This window comes from Clostridium rhizosphaerae (assembly GCF_016765585.1).
Taxonomy (GTDB): Bacteria; Bacillota; Clostridia; order Clostridiales; family Clostridiaceae; genus Clostridium_AT; species Clostridium_AT rhizosphaerae.
The window spans coordinates 32824-52968 of sequence record NZ_JAESWC010000019.1 but is presented as its reverse complement, the minus strand read 5'-3'; the positions used below and the strand labels follow the sequence as shown (position 1 = coordinate 52968).

Below are 20145 nucleotides of genomic sequence, written 5' to 3'. Positions count from 1 at the left end.
CCAGCGTTCGTCCTGAGCCAGGATCAAACTCTCAATTTAAAAGTTTGAAAACTTAAGCTCATCGCTTACTTAAAATTTAGAAGTTGCTAAACAACTTCAAAAGAATTGCTGGTCATTTACCTTAATTTCTCTGTTTAATTTTCAAAGACCAATTTGTTCGCCGTCATCTGACAGCTTTTATATCTTATCATTTAAACTTTTATCTGTCAACATCTTTTTTTAAGTAATTATTATTTACTATTATATATTGAAGATTTTTCAAATGATTTGTTATCGCCTTGTGTCAGCGACAAGGAATATAATATCACATATCAAAACTCGCATAAATATATAATTCCCATTTATATTAGAATAATTCATTATATCTATACATTTCTCTATTTAACTATAACTTTCATACGTTGACACACCAGGTAGAGTATTTGTATAACTTAGCAAAATTGCGATGAAATCCCGATTTTATAATGTAGAATTAAAGGATGTTTTGCTTCGCAAATCTAAATTTTATAATTATGTACGAAGCTCCATATAATAAAAAATCCCCTAAGAGATTTTCTACATTCATTCTGAATTTTTAATTATACATTTTGCAATACGCAGTTTACTGCGCCCTCTACCTTTATTAATCACAAACTCTATAAAAGACTTTATGATCTTTCCACTCACCATTAATAAAAAGATATTTTTCACTTATTCCTATTTCCTTAAACCCACAAGCTAATAAAACAGCTTGAGACTTTGTATTATCAACTAAGGTTGTAGCTTCAATCCTGTGAAGACCTAAATCATTAAAAGCATAACCTAAAACTAATCTTAATGCTTCCTTCATATATCCTTTTCCCTGTTCATCTTTATCTATGGAATATCCTACAAAAGCATTCTTGAAAACGCCCATTACTATATTTGAAATTCTAATTTTGCCTATAAATCTACCATTTTTAAATATTCCAAAGTTAGCTCCTGCTCCATTTAGAAACTGCCTATAATTCTCTATTAAATCCCTCTTTTGAAACTCCATGGTATAAAAAGCCTCATCTCGTGATGGCTCGAATGCCTTTAAATGTTCACGATTTCTTATATAGTAGTCCAATAGTTCTTTGGCATTTTCATGAGTTAGAAGCCTAATTTCTAAATTTCTTCCCTTTAATATAATATTTCTTCTTCTAATCCCATTCTCAAAAGCATCTTTGTCAATTCCAAATAAAAATTCATGCTTATAATGATTGTTCAATATAATACTATTTGGAATCACACCTTCTAATTGAAAACCAAGTTCTGTAAGTGCTCTTATATTAGTATCTTCATCTATTATTGTACTAACTTTAAATATACTCATGTTTTTAAAAAGTATTATCAATATAAGTTTTAATGATTCCTTTAACAGCTCATAATCCTTTGCTTCATTTCTATAAAACTTCACTCTAAAACTGCAGTATCTATTTTCTTTTGATAGCTCGACTATAAATATTCTTCCTGTAGTTATTCCCGATGAGTCTTTTATAATATACTCATTATCATTTCCTTTAACAGGCGCTATACTAACACTTTTAGCATTGTCCATAACCTATGCCCCCTATAATCTAATTAGCTATAGTCTTTACATTTTTATATATAGCAAAAACAAACAAAATTGATACTGCTAAGCTTATCGGTATTAAATAAAAAGCTTTATATACCCCAATATTATCATTTAAAAATCCTATGACCATATTTAATACCATATTAGTTGTTGAGCTTATAGTCACTATTATTCCGGTTGCATAGGCACCATTTTCCTTAAATACTTTACTGATTGTTACTACTATAGTTGGAAAGGTTACAGCAAAGAACAAACCTGATATTGAAATAATAACAAGTCCGCTTTGGCCGAGATTAATACCTGTTATATAAAGTACTAGCGCAATTATTAATGACACCAAAACAGTTTTTATATATCCAAACTTTTCAGCAACAAATCCTCCTACAAGTCTTCCAAAGGTAAATATGCCAAAAAATAATGCCAAATAGAATGAACTTTTACTTTTATCATACGAGTAAGTTTTTTCAATAAAGTTAACAAACCAATTTCCTGTTCCCATCTCAGCAAATACATAAAAACCTAATGCAAACATATAAAAATACAATAATTTATTTTTAAACAGCTCAGATTTTTTAACATTGTTATCTGCATTTTTTGTTTTATGCACATTAGGCAGCTTCACAGGGAGGAAAAATAAAAATACTGCTAAAAATAAAACTGCTTCAGCTAAGTATATAACTCTCCAGCTAACACCTTTAAATAATAAAATTCCAGATGTTCTTTGAATTATAGTTGATCCTAAACCATAACAAAAGTGAGTTAAATTCATAAGTACAGCCTGAAAGCTTAAAAATAATACCGGAATAATTGTATTTATTGCAATCGAAATCAAAGACAAGCCTATATTTAGAATGAACATAGAGATTAAAAATATTGGATAGCTATAAGACATCCATAGTCCTAGCAATGCTATTACCATAGATATAAATCCTGCTATAAAAACCTTCTTCTGCCCAAGCTTTTCACATAGAAGTCCGCCTATATATGTAAATACTATATAACCTACTGATGAAACAGTCAGCATAAATCCAATTTCAGTATCATTTATTGAAAAGTCTTTCTTAAATAATGGGATAAACACACCTCTAACATTTTCTGCAGTTGCGTTTAAAATCATCATCATAAAAATGAATACTATAGGAATTATATATTGTTTCTTTTTTAGATTTTCACTCATTATGCATCACTCCTCGCCACTTTACATTATAGCATAGATATTTCGTGAAAAATATTGAATAATATATATGTTTATATTATTCTTATATAAACATATCCATACTAATAAGAAGTTAAAATCCTAAGCGAATCTTATCAGGTAGTTTGCAAGCGTATTAAACTATCTGGAGTTGTAGAGTGACAGGAGGTTGAAGTCCTAAATGGACTTCAACTGGAATCTTGCGAACTCAAGTGAGCACTCCAAGATTCCCAGTGTTTCGAGTGAAAGGAGGTGCAAGGTCTAAATGACCTTGTACGGGTAGTTTGCGAGTGTGAACGAGTGCTCTAAACTACCCCGTGTTTCGAGTGAAAGGAGAAATTATGAACAAACAATCAATTAATAAACTAACTTTATTTTTAACTGGACTTCAAAGCAGGTTCACTGAAAACAATTCTATTTTCAAGGGCATATATGTATCCTTTTTTACAGGGCTTAAAGAATTCAAAGGCGTTGGACATTATGAAGATGGGAAGATTAAATATAACTTTAATGGCAGAACTGAATTTTTTGACATAGATAATCTCTTTAAAAAGCTTATGAATGATGCAGAGGTGTATGATGTCCTTTCATTCATATATAAAGAAAGAGGAACAGACATATTAATTACTGCTGACAATAAAAATGTAAAGATGACAAATACACCAGTTAGCGAAGAAGAACTTACCACTAATAATTCTTCAGCACAAAAACAATCTCACAGCTTTGGTGAAACCTCTACTCTTTTAAATAGGGATTACTACATTAAAGTCGGCAAAGCGGACGCTCTTCTTAAAGAAATTGGAATAATGTCTAAGGAAGGCAAAATTAAAAATGATAAGATAAGAAAATATAATCAAATAGATCACTATGTTGAACTATTAGAGGGTATACTCGATAGGCTTCCTAAAAATCAAACAGTTAATATACTTGACTGCGGCTGCGGAAAGTCTTATTTAACCTTTGTATTAAATTACTACTTAACAGAAGTTAAAAAGAAAAAATGTCATTTTATAGGATTGGATTATTCTGAAGGAGTTATATCAGCTTCTAAAAAGATGGCTGAAAACTTGGGATACAGAAATATGGAGTTCCATGCTATGGACATAAATAATTATATGCCTGACAAAAAAATAAATGTGGTTATATCTCTTCATGCCTGTGATACTGCAACAGATATGGCTATGGCTCTTGGAGTAAGAGTAAACTCTGATGTAATAATAGCCGTTCCCTGCTGCCATAGAGAGCTTTTAAATCAATATTCTTATGAACCATTTAAAGGTATTTTAAAACATGGAGTATTCAAAGCAAGAATGGCTGATATACTTACAGACGGAATGAGATCATTACTTCTAGAAGCTAAAGGTTATGAAGTTTCCGTAGTTGAATATATTTCACCTCTTGAAACTCCTAAAAATCTTATGATAAGAGCTATAAAGACAAAGGATGAAAATGCAGCTGCTATGGATGATTATTTTAAGCTTATGAGCAGTCTAAATGTATATCCTGCTCTATATGACTATATAAATAGATAGAAAGCAAATATCTAGATAAGTATATAAATTTTTAAATATGTAAATATATAAATATTTACTGATAAATAGCCATAGGGGGATAAGGTTAATGAAAATAATAAAAAGAAGAACTATTATATTAATGGTAGTTTGTATCTGCTTTGGTGTCTTTATCAGCTATAAGTTATTTGTAAGTCCTAAAAAAGCTAAAGCTACTTGGATTGTTCCAAATGTTTCAGACATATCAAAAAAATTTATTACTGAGGACACACTTGTTAAAGAAATTCATCAAAAGCAGGAACTAATCACACTGGAAATAAACATGACTGAGAAAGTAACATTGGATAACAGCTGGGGTAACTTCGAAATCTTTAAAAAGATTCAAAGCATAAATTACTTTGGTACTGGAACATTTGTTGTAGACTTGTCAAACTTAAAACCTGAAAATATAACTATAGATAACAAAAATAAGAAGGTAACTGTAAATATACCTTCTCCATCTGCAAAAACTGTTAATTTAATTGAGGAAAAAACTGAATATCAGACACCAGAAAATGGACTGCTTCGTTTTGGCGAAATAAAGCTAACTTCTGAAGAAAATATGGCTATTTTAAGAAATGTTAAGGATAGAATGATGAAAAAGATGTCTGAAGCAGACTATGTATCACAAGCTCAAAAATCCTCTGAGCAAACCTTAAAAAGTTTAGTTCAGGCTATAATGAAAAACCAAACTAGCGAAGACTATGATATTGAAATTACATTTAAATAAATGAATGATGAATAACTAAAAATTATGCTAAAATGCCTGTTTGGTAAACTAAACAGGCATTTTACAATTATCAATTGCTAATTATTAATTATTAATTTCCAAAAGTTCCTTAATAACCTCTCCGCCAATAATCATTCCCGCTACTGGTGGAACAAAGGATATACTTCCCGGTATCTGCCTTTTCATTGTACAGTGTTTGCTGCTTTCCCCTGTACATATGCATCCATCTTTACAAGACATAATTTCACCTGTCCTCGGTTTTAGAGGCTTTTCTTCAGAGTAAAGCACCTTCAATTTGTCTACTCCCTTTCTCTTAAGCTCGTATCTCATAACTTTAGCGAGCGGACAAACTTTAGTATCATATACATCTGCAATTTTGAATTGTGTAGGATCAAGTTTATTTCCAGTACCTAGGCAGCAGATTAGCTTCTTATTGTGCTCCTGACACCATACTGCCAAAGCAATTTTAGAAGATACCGTATCTATTGCATCTACAATATAATCTACATCCTCTGTAATTATTTCCTCTATATTCTCTTCAGTAATAAAAGTCTTATGTGTTATTACATTACATTTTCTATTTATATCATAAATTCTTTCTTTCATAACATCAACCTTAGGCTTACCTACAGTCTTAAGATTCGCAATAACTTGTCTATTTATATTAGTTAAACAAACAGTATCATCATCTACCAGCACTAAGTTTCCAACGCCTGCTCTTGCTAGTGCTTCTACAGTGTAGCTTCCAACTCCACCTATGCCTAATACCACTACTTTGCTAGCTTCAAGCTTATCTAAGCCTTCTTTTCCAATTAATAACTCTGTTCTTGAAAGTGAATGTTGTGGTCTTGCCATACTTTTCTCTCCTTTAGTAATCTAATCGTAGAATATTATACAACAATAATTAATTCATTTAAACATATAATTTCTTCATAATATATTTTAAATATGTAAACATCATTAATCACTTTCAGTTTTCCACAATCTCCTACTATTATATATGTAATCATAAAACAAATATAATACAATATAGATAATGAATGAATATCCATACTTCCAATTCACTCTATGATACATGCTTAGATATGAAAAAAACGGTTCAAAAATAAATGAGCATAGAAAAGAAAAAAAAATTGCTTTAATATATTTATTAATTTTAGGCTTAAATTGTAGCATTATCATTACACTGATTGGAAACAAGGTTAAATCCCATGGCATATATATAGGAATGAACGGAAAGTCTTTCCAATCATAGTGCCAAAGGTTATAGGAAGCTCCTATGGTATCTAAAAAGTTTGATATCATCATAACCACTAACCCAACAAATAATAATCTTGCTGTATCTTTTTTGTTTCTAATTTTAATCCATACTAACCACGGAACTATGGCTAATACTACCTGAAACCACCAACGCCAAGAGAGAAATATTTGAGATATCCATATATCAGTAAGTTTAATATTATCTTGTTTTAATATGTTATAAACGTCATCTAATAGATTATTTTGTTTCATTTGTAATCTCCTATATCTAATTTACTTACACCAAGAGCCTTATGAGACCAAAGCATGTCTTTGACCATTTCCAACTGACTTTCATTACATTCTATTACGAGAACAACTTCTGACCCGCTTTTATTGCTTTGTCTATCGCTATACTTTTTAGTCATAATTAACCTGATAATAAGACCTATTATAAAACCTATAAATATAGCAATTAACCCCCAAAGTAATGGCCCCCACTTTAATACAAAGCCATATATGCCTCCAAATATTCCACTTATAACTGCTAAGATTGCAGGCAGATCAAACAAGCTTAGACCATCAGATCCATGTATGGAGTCAAACAACATTCTTTGTTCACCTCTTTTATCCAGAGAAACAGCCATAATATTTTCTTTCTTAATTCCTTTCATTTGAATCGCTGTAATGACTAACTCCAAATATATTGAATGATCGAAAGTAGAAACAATATACACACTATCACCTCTAAAATTCTTTTTAAATGGCATTACAAAATTTTGATTTTGGTAGCCTCTTTTAAAAAATTTGGACTGCTCCCAATCAAACAACTTATTATTTTCAATTGTATTTGCATAAGCATCATACATAGCAAAAAAATATACTGATGGAATATTTAATAACCACTGCATATTTACTATAGATTTTGCCTGCTGAAAATCACCTAGCAATGTATAATGCATTGCTGGGAGAAAATTAGCATTTAAACATAGAATTATCCACCAAGTAACAAGAAAAAAGGCTGTAACAAGCCTATGGATATATAGTTGTCCTCCTCCTGGAATTAGCAGTGACCAGATTGCAGCAACCAACGGTTTTCTCTTATCTAAGTAATTTATCTCCATACTGCTTATTTTGAACGGCTTAATTTCTGCATCTTCTCTAGCGGCTAACATATATGCATGATTTAAGTCAATTGTTGTTCGATAACTATCCCAAATTGAAAACAGATATGCAGGTATATAGAAAGACATCCACTTTATATCAACAACTTGCTTGGCTTTTTCAAAATCTCCTAAAAAGGAATAAAGGATAAGCAAATTAATGTGTGCCTTGTAATTTACGACTACTTCCCAAATAAACAAAAGAAACCCTCTCAAATACTTAGAAAGTAGCATATGTCCCATACCTGGAAATGCTACTGACCAAGCAGCAATTACAAAAGGATTCCTTAAATGTAGTTGTGTTGTTCCTAATAAACTAAGATAGGCTGTTGATCTTCTTGCTGAGGGTTCACCATACTTTAAACTGCTCATACTTAACTCCTTTATTGATGTACTCTCTTAGATTATTGACAAACTTATAATATTAAAAACAAATTCATTATAAAAAAATAAGAGCCCCTTCGAGAATACGAAGCTGCTCTTCAACACGAGGCTGCAATATACCTATCAGTTAGTACATTACATGTCCATTTGCTTTTATTATTAACTTTAAGTATCTACTATTTAATAATATAACAACAAATATATTTTAAAACTCAAGCTTAATTTTGTTGACTACATATATATATCCGAGAACTCAATACTCATTTTTTCAATTCTTTCATTATCAAATTTGTTACTTGCAGAGGCATTACATATAATGGACTTTTCATCGGTACTTAGAAACCTTGCTGGAATGAAAATACTGAATTGCGTATACTCCCCATAATTACTCGTTACTGAAATACTTCCACCGTGCATTTCTATTAACGATTTTACTAGAGCTAACCCAATGCCTGTACCTTCACTTCTCCTGGAAAGTGACTTATCAGCTTGTATAAATCTATCAAAAATATTATTTATTTTATCCTTAGGTATTCCACTGCCTGTATCCCTTACAGTTATATTTATACTGTCTAGTGAATCATGTATATTTATTTCTATCCTGCCGCCAGGCTTAGTAAACTTTATTGCATTTGATAATAAGTTTAATATAACTCTCTCAATTTTATCTGCATCACACCCAATTATTTTTTCCTCAACATCTGTGTCAAAAACAACTTCTATGTCCTTGCCCTTAATATACTCTGCAACAGATTGAGTAATATCTTCAACTACTTTTACTATATCATGATTACACATATTTAATTGATAAAAGCCGGAATCTATTTTAGTTATATCTAACAAATTATTAATAAGTCTTAATAACCTGTAACAATTCTGTTTCATTATACCTGTATATTTTCTTATTGATTTAATATTTATATTATTCTCGCGCTCTGTATACATTTCAATAAGTTGGAGTGAACTCAAAAGTATATTTAAAGGTGTCCTTAACTCATGTGACATATTGGAGAAGAATTCTGTTTTTAGTTTATCATATTCCATTGCTCTCTCTAACAACAATCTGTTTTCTTCAAACTTCTTTTTATCTGTTATATCCCTAATTGAGGATAGAATATTTAATTCATTGTTATGACAGAACCTTACTGAAGTAGACTCAACATCTTTTGTTCCCCCTTGTTTAGTAATAAACTTATACTCAACTCTTGGAAATATCTTATCATCAGATAAAAGAGTTTCCACTCTTTGTTTCATAAGTTCAAGGCTTTCTTTACTTACCACTTCATTAACCCTTTTCCCTACTAATTCTTTGGGATTATCATACCCCAGCATTCTAGCATATGAGTTACTAACAAAGGAATAAGTAATACCATCGTGAATACTTATACCATCTGGTAGAATATCAACTAGTCTTTTATATAGTTCCTTGCTCTCTAACAACTCTTCTTTCAGTTGTTTTCTTTCTGCCTTTTCTCTCGTATCATTATATTTCTTCTTATCTGTAGAAACATCACTAAAAGTAATAAACTCATAGTGGCTATCTTCTAACAACCTAGAATTACTCTTAATTTCTATATATATTTCATTACCTTGAAAGTCATTAATCTTGTATTCTCCATTACTAACTTCATCTAATTCTTTCATTCTATTTATGCTATTTGATTTTACATTTAACTGCAGTAACTCCGAAACTGATCTACCTAATATGATATCCTTGTTACAATGCAGAAGTTTGCAAAATTCATCATTTACATAAATAATTTCCATATTCTTTTGAACTATCATTGCAATAGGTACAAGATCTAAACACTCAATGTTTATATTTGTATAATTATTACTTGAATTAGCCATATCCTTGCTGTCAGGTGCCTCTCTAATTTCACTAGCAGAAAGTAAATTATCCATTTGCCTTATTCCTCCAGGCCCATTGAAATATTTTACACTATATTACATTATTCTCCATATACTTTAAAATTCCTGCCACCTCGATCGCTTACTTAATATTTTTTGATAAATAAAAACCGCAGCACCCACTGCGGTTTTCAATCCCCCTATAAAATAACCCCTACTTTTTATTTATTTTAGTTTGTGAATAAATAATCCACTTCTAAGCTTTGGCTCAAACCAAGTTGATTTTGGAGGCATAACCTTCCCTGCATCCGCAATATCCATTAAATCCTGAATAGTTGTCGGATACATAGAGAAGGCAACCTTCATTCCATGCTCTACTCTTCTCTCGAGCTCAGAAAGTCCTCTTATACCACCTATAAAGTCTATTCTCTTATCCGTTCTAGGATCTTCAATTCCTAAAATAGGTCTTAATAGGTTGTTTTGAAGAATAGAAACATCTAACCTATCAACAGGGTCATTAGGATTATAAGTTCCTTCCTTAGCAGCAAGAACGTACCATTTCCCCTCTAAATACATTCCGTAGGTGTGCTTGCTGGAAGGCTTATATTGTCCCTCCCCTTCATATGTGCTTACTTCAAATTTGTCCGAAACTTTAAGCATATATTCTTCGGTTGAAAGTCCATTTAGGTCCTTAACAACCCTGTTATAGTCCATAACATATAAATCTTCATCTGGGAAAAGAACTGACAAGAAGTAATTAAACTCTTCTTCTCCAGTATAATCTGGATTTTGCTGTCTTCTCATCTGTCCAACTTTCACTGCAGAGGCAGCTCTATGATGTCCATCTGCAATATATAGATATTGAACTCCCCCAAATAAGGAACATAACTTTTCTATGTCCTTATCACATTCTATTATCCATACTATATGAGATATTCCATCTTCTGAAATAAAATTGCAGACAGGCTCATTTTCTACCCACTTTAATATTATGTCATCGATTTCTTTTTGTGCCTTGTAAGTTAAAAATATTGGTCCTGTATTTGCATTGCAGTAATCTACATGGTTAATTCTATCCTGCTCTTTATCAGCTCTTGTATGCTCATGTTTTTTGATTATATTATTCATATAATCATCAATGGAGGTACATGCTACTATTCCAGTTTGAGTTCTACCATCCATAATTTGTCTATATATATATAATCTTGGCTTGTCATCTTCAATTAAAATATTATCATCAATCATCTTATATAGGTTTTCTCTAGCTTTTTCATAAACCTTTTTATCATATAATTCTATAGATTTATCTAAATCTATTTCTGCCTTATCAACATGAAGAAAAGAATACGGATTTCCCTTAACCATTTCTCTAGCTTCATCACTGTTCATTACGTCATAAGGCAAAGCAGCAACCTTATCTGCTAAATCCTTTGCTGGTCTAACAGCCTTAAATGGTCTAACAACAGCCATTTTATTCCCTCCACTACATCATATATTAAGTTTATTAATTTTATGCTTTAAAATGTTCAGTAATAATACTTACTATTTCTTCACCAATTCTTGTTTGAGCTTCGGCAGTTGATGCACCAATATGAGGTGTTACTGAAACTCTAGGATGTTTTACAAGCTCTTCATTTTTAGTTGGCTCTTCTTCAAAAACATCAACTGCAGCTCCAGCTAATTTTCCGCTGTTTAAAGCTTCTAAGAGTGCTTTTTCACAAACAACTCCACCTCTAGCACAGTTTACAAGATAAGCTCCATCTTTCATCATAGCGAACTGCTCTGCTTTTATAGTTGCTCCTTTTTCCTTATCAAAAGGTATATGAAGAGATATAAAATCAGAACGCTTTAATAAAGTTTCCATATCTACAAACTCATACTGATCAAAGCCTTCAGCTTTTCCAATAACATCTGTATATATAACCTTCATTCCAAGCGCATAAGCTCTTTTAGCAACTTCTCTTGAGATTCTTCCAAAGCCTATAAGACCTAAAGTTCTTCCATTTAGTTCTATGCCTTCGTAATGCTTTTTATCCCATTTTCCTTCTCTCATAGTTACATTAGCAGTATTTATAAATCTTGCTACTGCAAACATATGACCTATAGTAAGCTCTGCAACAGACGCACTGCTAGCATTAGGAGTATTAGTAACCTTTATGCCTTTTTCTATAGCATAAGCTACATCAATATTGTCTACTCCTACTCCTCCACGGATAACCATTTTAAGTCTTCCGCCTTCAGCTGCCTTGTCAATTATAGGTTTTCTTACCTTTGTAGCTGAACGAACTACAAGTGCATCGAAGTCCTTTAAAGCCTCTCCTAATTCCTCTGGCTGATAGAATTGTTCTACAACCTCGAAACCTCTAGCTTTAAGCTCTTCAACTCCTGACTTTTCCATACCGTCAGTAACTAGAACTCTAACCATTGATTAATCCTCCCTTTAGGTGTTTAGGGGGCAACTTTAATTTAATCGTTTCCATATGAAAGCCACCCCTTAATCCATTTAATTATAAATTTATTCTAAGCCTAATATTTCATTGATATTTCTTAGTAACTCGTTTATGTCTTCCATAGTACAGTCAGCCATATGAGCTATTCTAAATGTCTTATCCTTTAGCTTTCCATAACCATTGGAAATTTGGAAGCCTCTTTCTCCAAGCTTCTTGTTTAAATCAGCTACATCTATGTTTCTTGTATTTTTGATGTTTGTTAATGTATTTGAAAGATATCTTTCATCTGGGAATATATCAAAATATTTCTTAGCCCAAGCTCTAACAACTTCAGCCATTTCAATATGTCTTCTGAATCTGTTTTCAATACCTTCTTCCATTATTCTATCTAATTGATAGTCTAAAGCATACATATGTGATAAAGATGGTGTTGATGGATATTGGTAATCTTTCTTTTGTATGTACTCATACAATGATAATAAATCTAAATATAATCCTCTGTGAGGAACCTGCTTAGCTCTTTCTACTGCCTTTTTGGAGAAAGTACAAATAGCCATTCCTGGAGGTAAGCCTATTGCTTTTTGTGTAGATGTAATGCAGATATCTACTCCTAGTTTATCTACTTCTATTTTAGTTCCAGCTGCTGAGCTTACTGTATCTAAGCAGAATATAACGTCTGGATATTTTCTGATTACTTCAGCAATTTCATCTACTGGGTTCATTAAACCTGCAGAAGTTTCATTATGAGTTATAGTAACTAAATCATATTTTCCTGTTTTTAAAGCTTCATCAACCATTTCTGGAGTTGTTGCTTTTCCATCCTCTGATCTGAACAAATCAGCTGGTACATTATTTGCTACAGCCATATCATACCATCTGTCTCCGAAAGCACCTACTGAAAATACAGCAGCTCTTTTAACTGTACAAGAACGAACTGCACCTTCCATAAGACCGCTTCCTGAAGTAGTTGAAAGTAATATTTCTTCTTTTGTATAGAAGAGAGTCCTTAATTTTTCACTTATTCTTCTTTGAAGTGCAGAAGCATCCTTGCTTCTATGACCTATCATTGGAGTAGCCATTTTTTCTAAAACATCAGGCCTAACTTCTACTGGTCCAGGTATAAATAATTTTTTATGCATTTTTTGACCTCCTCATTTTTGTATAATGTAATTATTCTTTCATTTTTTATAATTTTTGAAGTATTACCACCATTTATATTCTAACATCAAGCATAAAATTTCTCAATATTTAAATCAATATTTATTTTTACAAATTACTTAATTATGTTACTCTATTTAATAATTTGTATAATATTTATTAAATGATATAAAAGGATAGCTTTTAAACTATCCTTTTATACAATTATATAGTCTATTCTTAATCTAAACTAGACAATACAGGATCAAACAAGTTTACTACACATTTGTGCTCCTGCCAGTTATGACAATTATCACAGCTTTTACAATTATCAGCTCCTATAGCGTTTGTAACATTACTTACTGTTGGCTCATAGCCTGGGCAGTTTACAGCTACCATCATCAATTCATTTTCACTTACTGAATTCTCCATAATATGTCCTCCTTTCACTCGGAACACTGGGTAGTCTATCCTGCTCGCTCTCGCTCGCAGACTACCCGTTAAAGTCCATTTAGGACTTTAACCTCCCATTAATTAGTTCTTAGTGATTCATAAAGCTCATTAAATAAACCCTTTTTACATTCCCCTTTTACATAATTTAAGCAGCCTGCACAATTACGAGCTAAGTTTGTATTACTCATATTATGTAAAATATATCTTGATTCATATTCGGAACAATTTTCTCCTACTAAGCTATGCTCACTGCTAATTATCATGAATTTCACTCCTCGCAGCTCATATAGCAATATTGTTCCCTAAAAACTTAGTTTAATTATAAATTTTTTCAAATATAAATAAACACGGAAATAATAGAAACCACAGAAGACGCTGAAAAGATATTGATCTCTTTCCGCGTTATCTGCGTATTCTTTTTATCTCCGTGTTTAATAATTTTAAAGATTATAGATTTTGCTATACTTGTTATTTAAGTATTCAATAAAATACTTAGCATTAAGTTCTTCACCAGTAACCATCTTAATAATATCAGCTGGTTTGTATACAGAACCATGCTTATGAATATTTTCCTTCAGCCATTCGTGAATTTTATCAAATTCTCCTCTTTCTACAAGGCTGTAGTAGTCTGGAATATCTTTTAAAAGCTTGCTTAAGAATTGAGCTCCATAAAGATTTCCTAATGCATAGCTAGGGAAGTATCCAAAGCTTCCGTCAGACCAGTGCATGTCTTGAAGAACTCCTTCTGCATCGTTTTTAGGTTCTACACCAAGGTATTCTTTATACTTTGCATTCCAAACCTTAGGAAGTTCATCCATACTTATTCTTCCGTTTATAAGCTCTTTTTCTATTTCATATCTTATTATAATATGAAGGCTGTAAGTAAGTTCATCTGACTCTGTTCTAATAAGAGATGGTTCTACAACATTAATAGCTTTATAAAATTCTTCTAAGGAAACTCCTTCAAACTGCTTAAACCTCTTCTGAGCCTCTGGGTAAAAATACTTCCAAAACTCTTTGCTTCTACCTAGTATATTTTCATAGTATCTTGATTGAGATTCATGTACTCCCATGGATACTCCAGTTGCAAGACCAGTACCCTTTAATTCATCCGGAATATTCTGTTCATAAATAGCATGACCGCTTTCATGAATAGTGCTGAATAATGCTCCTCTAAATTCATTTTCATCATATCTTGTGGTTATTCTGACATCCTTGTTGTCAAAAGTAGTTGTAAAGGGATGAGCGCTCACATCTATTCTTCCCGCTTCAAAGTCATAACCTAATTTTGAAGCCACAAATACTCCGAACTCTTCTTGCTCTTCTTTTGTAAAATGTTTATAGAAGAAATCAGTATTAGGCTTTACACTGCTCTTTTGTATCTTTTCTAAAAGATTAACTATTGCTTCTCTTAGTTCTCCAAAAACCTTATCTAACTTTTCAACTGTAATGCCTGGTTCATATAAATCTAATAAAGTATTATACTTATTGCCTTCATATCCCCAGTACTCTAAAAATTCCTGATTGAATTTAACTATCTTTTCAAGATAAGGTTTAAAGATACTATAATCAGATTTAGCCCTTGCCTCTTCCCAAGCAGAAAAAGAATTAGAGGCTAAAACAACATATTCTCTGTATCTATCTTCCGGTATCTTTTTGGTCTGATCATAACTTTTCTTAGCATTGCGAACCATTGACTCAGTTACATCATCTAAATTTTCCTGGGAAATAAAATAATCTATAAATTCTTTCATTGTATCTGAAGTTTGAAGTTTATAGGATTCACTAGATAAATAGCCCAAAACATCACTTCTATAAGCCTTTCCCTTCTTAGGAATACTGACCATCATATCCCAGGAAAGTACACTTGTAGCACTATTTAAGTATTCAATCCTAGTCATATACTCTTTAAATTCTTTTAGTCTCATCTCAAAATTCTCACCCATAATAAATCTCCTTATAAATTATAAATTAAGTACAGATTCAGTTTCTGTACAATATTTAGTAGTTATACATTTTCCAAGACTTCTTGGACATCTTCTGCACATACAGTCCTGAGCATTGCCATCACATTTGTTTTCTAAAAAATCAGGACATCCTTTGCAGTTATCTCCGCCTACTGCCATTCTTAATTGCCTCCCTGCACTATTTTAATTCTAAACTTTTAATCATTTTCTTTTGTACTTGATTTATTTTCTTACCTTTATATCTTATTGCATTTATAGGACATAAATGTATGCATCTTGTACACATCATACATTTGCTGTGAAAAACAGCATGACCCTCTTCAAAAGTAATATTACCTTTAGGACAATTTCTTAAACATATGCCGCACTTGCTGCATTCTTCAGTTGAGGTTAAACTAGCTGAAAGCTTAGGAAGCATCTTACTAAAACCATTATGAGATATCTTTGCAAAAAAAACTCTGGCACCAGAGGACTTTTCTTTAAATTGTTCTCCTTTTAAAAACTTTTCAGCTGCAAGCTTAATTTTTTCTTCGGCTTTTCTACAAAAGTCAGCTATCTCTTCTTCACTTCGCTGAACACCCACACCAAAATAATAATTGTTCGCAAATCTTAAAGCAATTTGTACTAAAACCTCATATCCTTTACTTTCTAACTGTCTTTTTATATATTCTGTAGCCGCCGCGCTGTTTGCTCCCTGTGTTGAATAAACTATACATTTTATATTCTTATCATTTACAGGCAGCTTATTTACAAAATCCATAACTATTCTTGGCGGAAATTCAGCATGTACTGGAGTACCTATAATTAAATAATTATATCCTTTTAAATCTATACTCTCTTCTTCTTCAATATTTTTTATAACTATTTCCTTGTGAAGATTTTCAAATTCTTTTTTAAATACCTCAGCCGACCACTTTGTATTTCCAGTACCACTGAAATAATATAATAAACCTTTCATTATAATCCTCCAGGTATTTATTATAAGCCCCAAACAATTATTAATTGCTCAAATCTTAGTATTCTTTTTTATATGAACCAATCATTAATTAATTCACCCTATTATTATGACCTAAAAATTACCTTCACTCAAGGCATTTACCTCAAGCGAAGGTAATTTTACTCACTGATTGGCATATGATGCTCATACTTATCTCTATAATTAACCATTATATCTCCTAAAATATCGGAAGTTGTAGGAGGTGTATATGTAATTCCATTTGCACCTGCTTCTATAGTAGCCTTTATAGTTTCTTCCGTTGGTCCTCCAGTTGCTATTATAGGGAAAGTAGGATGTTTTTCTCTAATCTTTCTTACTATTTCGGGTGTTCTCCTTGCTCCTGAAACATTTAAAATCGTAGCTCCTGCTTCGATTCTTGCCTCTATATCCTCAAATTCAGATACTACTGTAATCACTATAGGAATATCTATTGTAGCTCTCATTTCTTTTATCACTTCATTTGGAGTAGGATTATTAACAACAACTCCCATAGCTCCCTTAAACTCTGCATCAAGAGCAAGATTTACTACTCTAAGACCTGTAGTTATTCCTCCACCAACTCCGCAAAACACCGGTATATCTGCAGCTAAAACTAAAGCTTGTGTTATAACCGGCTGAGGCGTAAATGGATAAACAGCTATAACTGCATCTGCATTTGTATTTCTAATAACCGCCACATCTGTTGTAAAAACAAAGGACTTTAATCTTTTGCCAAAAATTCTTACTCCGCTTGCTTCACTAATAACCTTTGGAAGCTCTATCATATGATTACGTAAGGTTCCCCTTATATCCGGTACAAGCTTACCCATATTTTTCACCTACCTATATATCAATAATTTTTATATATATAATACCACTTTGTGGACATACTTTCATCCAACTTTTGTAAACAATATGTTAATTTATAAACTTTATTTTTTAAGCTCCTCAAGAACCTTTTTTACTATTCTTTTACCTATTTCATCTTCTTTCATCTCTTCTAAGGCACTGTCTAATAATCCCCATTCAACTCCTTCTACCTCAGAGGATTTATTTATATCTCCTTCTATATACTCTGCCATAAAAGTGAGCATTATAATTTCTTTAGAAGCTAAAAACTCGCTGCCTAGATATTTTATATTGCCTACGGTTATTCCTGTTTCCTCCTTAACCTCCCTTGCTACCGTCTCCTCAACACATTCTCCATTGGTAACATAACCTGAAACAAGAACTTTGGAATCCTTATATATATAGCTTTGCTTAAGAAGCAAAATTTTATCACAGTTTATTACTGCCACAATTATACAAGGTCTAGGAGTATCAAAAAACATAATATCATCATGAGGACAATAAGGCACTCCACCTTCATCGAAACTATATCTTGTAATTAATTCTCTTCCGCAGTTAGGGCAGTACTTAAACTTCATAGTTTCTCCGCCTTTCTATATAGATTCAATTTAAGAATATCATTACTATTATAATGTATCTATAACCTAACTTCTACAGCTTTATTTAGAGTTATAAAGTCCTCTCCTAAACTGCAGTCATAAGCAAAAACATCCACACCGCTGTGATAAGCATACCTTAAAGCCTCACCAAAAAGTTTATCCATTTCATCATGAGGAGTAAAATAGTCTACATTTTCCATTTGAATTAAAAATAAAACCCCAGCTCCTCTGCCAGTTTCAAGCACCTCCACAAGCTCTAAAAGATGCTTTCTCCCTCTTTCTGTAGGAGCATCAGGAAATGCAGTTTTTCCATTATCCTCATAAGTTACTCCCTTAATCTCAAGATAATATTCACTGCCCTTGTCATCACTGAGCTTAAAGTCAAATCTACTATTACCAAAAGTTTTTTCCCTAGTTATATTATTATATTTCCTAAGCTTATCTATCTTTCCACTTTTTAAAGCTTCATCCACAACCTTATTAGGAATCTGAGAATCTATATTAATAAGCCTTTCACCTTTATATCCTGCTATAAGATCATATTTTGTTTTTCTCTGAGGATTATTTTCTTCTCTTAAAATTACTGTATAGCCAGGAACTAATATTTCTTTATTTCTGCCTGTATTAGGCACATGAACCATTAATTCTTCTCCATCAAGCTCTACATAGCCCTGAAATCTATTAGGCCTTCTTATAAATTTAGCGTGTCTTATATTATTAGTTATCAACAATTTATCATCTCCAAATCAAAAGTTATACACATATCCACTATATTTGTCCACAATTTACACAAATTTATGCTTGTTTTTTATTATAAACCGTTAATAAACCTATGGAAAGACTAGAATTTAACTTTTTAAGGTTATCCACATTTATTATTAATATTGTCCACATAATTTTTTATTACCTCTTCAAGGTAACACTTTAAATCTTCAGGAATATACTATCATGAACAAAATACAACTTCATTAAGGATGTTGGTAATATGCATAAAAATCTCAAAAAAAAATGGACAATACTTATCTATGCAGACGGCAATAATGAAATGGAAGGTATTATGTACAAGTCCCTTTTATCATGTAAAAAAATAATTTCTAACGAAGATGTCAATGTTGTATTTGAAATTGGAAGGTTAGATAATTATAAGTCAAGGAACAGTGATGACTGGTGCGGTGTAAGACGCTACCATGTTGACAAAGGTAACCTGATTTTAGTTGAAGACTTGGGTAAATCCAATATGGCTGATCCCAATAATTTATATAGCTTTATTAAATGGGGCTTTGAAAATTATAAATCTGAACATTATATGGTTGTACTTTCCGACCATGGTGGAGACTTTATCGGCTGCTTTACTGACTTAAGCAAAAATAAGCCATATATTATGGGAATACCAGAAATGATTGAAGCTATAAACGCTGTAAGAAAAAATTTAGGATATGAAATTGATATTTTAGTATTGGATATGTGCTATATGAACTCTATAGAAGTTATCTATGAGCTTGGTCAGGAGAAATATAATACAGCTAAAACCGTTATAACTTATATGGACTATGCTTCTTATGATGGTTTGAATTATGAGAAACTTATTTCCTGCACTGAAAAAAACAGTAATGTTAAAAACCTAAGGCTATTTATAAAGCTGTTGATTGACAGTTTAGAATTTGATTTTCAAGCTTTTGAAATTAACAATAAGCGGCTATAAGAAATAAAGCAGCTGTTTAGTCAGCTGGCAGAACAAGGCATTGATCCCCTATCTTCAGTTAATAATAAAATGAAGGATAATTTTAATTCAGAACTAATAAATAAAATAGATGATGCATTAAACTCTATGCTTATCTACAGCATACAAACATTTTTTATATTTTGCTTCTAATTAGAGCTAATTTTTGAATCAGGATAAAGCTTGTACCTATCCCTTTTCTACTTTATTGTATGTTGATGCTTTTATAGTGTGAGTACTTTAAAAATCAAATCTTTATAAAAAAACAAAGCATTCAAAGCCTCTCTGAATACTTTATTCTCA

At 31.7% G+C, this 20145-nt stretch carries 20 protein-coding genes; 3 read left to right on the top strand and 17 right to left on the bottom strand.

Going from position 1 to position 20145, the window contains the following annotated elements:
• Positions 1–622: 622 nt before the first annotated feature.
• Positions 623–1561, bottom strand: coding sequence for a GNAT family N-acetyltransferase (locus tag JK636_RS22200; RefSeq protein ID WP_202751184.1), 939 nt, complete (start codon positions 1559–1561; stop codon positions 623–625).
• A gap of 19 nt (positions 1562–1580) precedes the next feature.
• Entirely contained in the window at positions 1581–2696 is a 1116-nt protein-coding gene (locus JK636_RS22195) for an MFS transporter (protein ID WP_202751187.1), read from the bottom strand.
• A gap of 419 nt (positions 2697–3115) precedes the next feature.
• Here JK636_RS22195 and JK636_RS22190 point away from each other — a divergent pair, with 419 nt between their 5' ends.
• Complete coding sequence (locus tag JK636_RS22190; protein WP_202751183.1) at positions 3116–4306, top strand: class I SAM-dependent methyltransferase; 1191 nt, start codon at positions 3116–3118, stop codon at positions 4304–4306.
• An 88-nt stretch (positions 4307–4394) separates the two neighbouring features.
• Complete coding sequence (locus tag JK636_RS22185; RefSeq protein WP_202751182.1) at positions 4395–5054, top strand: DUF4230 domain-containing protein; 660 nt, start codon at positions 4395–4397, stop codon at positions 5052–5054.
• An 84-nt stretch (positions 5055–5138) separates the two neighbouring features.
• Here JK636_RS22185 and JK636_RS22180 read toward each other — a convergent pair whose 3' ends face one another.
• The 15 genes from JK636_RS22180 to sfsA all read right to left on the bottom strand — a co-directional run bounded on the left by JK636_RS22180 (position 5139) and on the right by sfsA (position 18853).
• Complete coding sequence (locus JK636_RS22180) at positions 5139–5909, bottom strand: tRNA threonylcarbamoyladenosine dehydratase (protein ID WP_202751181.1); 771 nt, start codon at positions 5907–5909, stop codon at positions 5139–5141.
• Positions 5910–6014: 105 nt separating this feature from the next.
• Positions 6015–6566, bottom strand: coding sequence for a CBO0543 family protein (locus tag JK636_RS22175; RefSeq protein ID WP_202751180.1), 552 nt, complete (start codon positions 6564–6566; stop codon positions 6015–6017).
• Complete coding sequence (locus JK636_RS22170) at positions 6563–7828, bottom strand: hypothetical protein (RefSeq protein ID WP_202751179.1); 1266 nt, start codon at positions 7826–7828, stop codon at positions 6563–6565. The genes JK636_RS22175 and JK636_RS22170 overlap by 4 nt, the downstream gene beginning before the upstream one ends.
• Before the next feature lie 243 nt (positions 7829–8071).
• Entirely contained in the window at positions 8072–9745 is a 1674-nt protein-coding gene (locus tag JK636_RS22165; protein WP_202751178.1) for a sensor histidine kinase, read from the bottom strand.
• Positions 9746–9916: 171 nt separating this feature from the next.
• Entirely contained in the window at positions 9917–11161 is a 1245-nt protein-coding gene (locus JK636_RS22160) for a DUF1015 domain-containing protein (protein WP_202751177.1), read from the bottom strand.
• 40 nt (positions 11162–11201) lie between these two features.
• The gene (locus JK636_RS22155) at positions 11202–12116 is read right to left on the bottom strand and encodes a D-2-hydroxyacid dehydrogenase (protein ID WP_202751176.1); all 915 of its coding nucleotides are present in this window, start codon (positions 12114–12116) and stop codon (positions 11202–11204) included.
• A gap of 90 nt (positions 12117–12206) precedes the next feature.
• Positions 12207–13280, bottom strand: a complete 1074-nt coding sequence (locus tag JK636_RS22150) for a pyridoxal-phosphate-dependent aminotransferase family protein (protein WP_202751175.1) — start codon at positions 13278–13280, stop codon at positions 12207–12209.
• 238 nt (positions 13281–13518) lie between these two features.
• The gene (locus JK636_RS22145) at positions 13519–13710 is read right to left on the bottom strand and encodes a hypothetical protein (protein WP_202751174.1); all 192 of its coding nucleotides are present in this window, start codon (positions 13708–13710) and stop codon (positions 13519–13521) included.
• 98 nt (positions 13711–13808) lie between these two features.
• Positions 13809–13994, bottom strand: a complete 186-nt coding sequence (locus tag JK636_RS22140; protein ID WP_202751173.1) for a hypothetical protein — start codon at positions 13992–13994, stop codon at positions 13809–13811.
• A 177-nt stretch (positions 13995–14171) separates the two neighbouring features.
• Positions 14172–15677: a carboxypeptidase M32 gene (locus JK636_RS22135; RefSeq protein WP_202751172.1), complete on the bottom strand. Its 1506-nt coding sequence runs from the start codon at positions 15675–15677 to the stop codon at positions 14172–14174.
• An 18-nt stretch (positions 15678–15695) separates the two neighbouring features.
• Complete coding sequence (locus JK636_RS22130; RefSeq protein WP_202751171.1) at positions 15696–15857, bottom strand: hypothetical protein; 162 nt, start codon at positions 15855–15857, stop codon at positions 15696–15698.
• Positions 15858–15876: 19 nt separating this feature from the next.
• Entirely contained in the window at positions 15877–16656 is a 780-nt protein-coding gene (locus JK636_RS22125) for an EFR1 family ferrodoxin (RefSeq protein WP_202751170.1), read from the bottom strand.
• A 158-nt stretch (positions 16657–16814) separates the two neighbouring features.
• Positions 16815–17504, bottom strand: coding sequence for a beta/alpha barrel domain-containing protein (locus JK636_RS22120; protein ID WP_202751169.1), 690 nt, complete (start codon positions 17502–17504; stop codon positions 16815–16817).
• A 102-nt stretch (positions 17505–17606) separates the two neighbouring features.
• On the bottom strand, positions 17607–18101 hold the full coding sequence (locus JK636_RS22115) for an NAD(+) diphosphatase (protein ID WP_202751168.1): 495 nt from the start codon (positions 18099–18101) through the stop codon (positions 17607–17609).
• A gap of 59 nt (positions 18102–18160) precedes the next feature.
• Entirely contained in the window at positions 18161–18853 is a 693-nt protein-coding gene (gene sfsA / locus JK636_RS22110; protein ID WP_202751167.1) for a DNA/RNA nuclease SfsA, read from the bottom strand.
• A 254-nt stretch (positions 18854–19107) separates the two neighbouring features.
• Between sfsA and JK636_RS22105 the strand changes: the two genes are divergently transcribed.
• The gene (locus JK636_RS22105; RefSeq protein ID WP_243428291.1) at positions 19108–19824 is read left to right on the top strand and encodes a clostripain-related cysteine peptidase; all 717 of its coding nucleotides are present in this window, start codon (positions 19108–19110) and stop codon (positions 19822–19824) included.
• Positions 19825–20145 lie beyond the last annotated feature (321 nt).

What these genes read in the sequence shown, in the direction of transcription:
- JK636_RS22185 (WP_202751182.1), top strand. Translation starts at nt 4,395, where the DNA reads ATGAAAATAATAAAAAGAAGAACTATTATATTAATGGTAGTTTGTATC.
- JK636_RS22115 (WP_202751168.1), bottom strand. Translation starts at nt 18,101, where the DNA reads ATGAAGTTTAAGTACTGCCCTAACTGCGGAAGAGAATTAATTACAAGA.
- JK636_RS22160 (WP_202751177.1), bottom strand. Translation starts at nt 11,161, where the DNA reads ATGGCTGTTGTTAGACCATTTAAGGCTGTTAGACCAGCAAAGGATTTA.
- JK636_RS22105 (WP_243428291.1), top strand. Translation starts at nt 19,108, where the DNA reads ATGCATAAAAATCTCAAAAAAAAATGGACAATACTTATCTATGCAGAC.
- JK636_RS22140 (WP_202751173.1), bottom strand. Translation starts at nt 13,994, where the DNA reads ATGATAATTAGCAGTGAGCATAGCTTAGTAGGAGAAAATTGTTCCGAA.
- JK636_RS22155 (WP_202751176.1), bottom strand. Translation starts at nt 12,116, where the DNA reads ATGGTTAGAGTTCTAGTTACTGACGGTATGGAAAAGTCAGGAGTTGAA.
- JK636_RS22165 (WP_202751178.1), bottom strand. Translation starts at nt 9,745, where the DNA reads ATGGATAATTTACTTTCTGCTAGTGAAATTAGAGAGGCACCTGACAGC.
- JK636_RS22190 (WP_202751183.1), top strand. Translation starts at nt 3,116, where the DNA reads ATGAACAAACAATCAATTAATAAACTAACTTTATTTTTAACTGGACTT.
- JK636_RS22150 (WP_202751175.1), bottom strand. Translation starts at nt 13,280, where the DNA reads ATGCATAAAAAATTATTTATACCTGGACCAGTAGAAGTTAGGCCTGAT.
- JK636_RS22195 (WP_202751187.1), bottom strand. Translation starts at nt 2,696, where the DNA reads ATGATTTTAAACGCAACTGCAGAAAATGTTAGAGGTGTGTTTATCCCA.
- JK636_RS22125 (WP_202751170.1), bottom strand. Translation starts at nt 16,656, where the DNA reads ATGAAAGGTTTATTATATTATTTCAGTGGTACTGGAAATACAAAGTGG.
- JK636_RS22180 (WP_202751181.1), bottom strand. Translation starts at nt 5,909, where the DNA reads ATGGCAAGACCACAACATTCACTTTCAAGAACAGAGTTATTAATTGGA.
- JK636_RS22200 (WP_202751184.1), bottom strand. Translation starts at nt 1,561, where the DNA reads ATGGACAATGCTAAAAGTGTTAGTATAGCGCCTGTTAAAGGAAATGAT.
- JK636_RS22145 (WP_202751174.1), bottom strand. Translation starts at nt 13,710, where the DNA reads ATGGAGAATTCAGTAAGTGAAAATGAATTGATGATGGTAGCTGTAAAC.
- JK636_RS22130 (WP_202751171.1), bottom strand. Translation starts at nt 15,857, where the DNA reads ATGGCAGTAGGCGGAGATAACTGCAAAGGATGTCCTGATTTTTTAGAA.
- JK636_RS22135 (WP_202751172.1), bottom strand. Translation starts at nt 15,677, where the DNA reads ATGGGTGAGAATTTTGAGATGAGACTAAAAGAATTTAAAGAGTATATG.
- JK636_RS22120 (WP_202751169.1), bottom strand. Translation starts at nt 17,504, where the DNA reads ATGGGTAAGCTTGTACCGGATATAAGGGGAACCTTACGTAATCATATG.
- JK636_RS22175 (WP_202751180.1), bottom strand. Translation starts at nt 6,566, where the DNA reads ATGAAACAAAATAATCTATTAGATGACGTTTATAACATATTAAAACAA.
- JK636_RS22170 (WP_202751179.1), bottom strand. Translation starts at nt 7,828, where the DNA reads ATGAGCAGTTTAAAGTATGGTGAACCCTCAGCAAGAAGATCAACAGCC.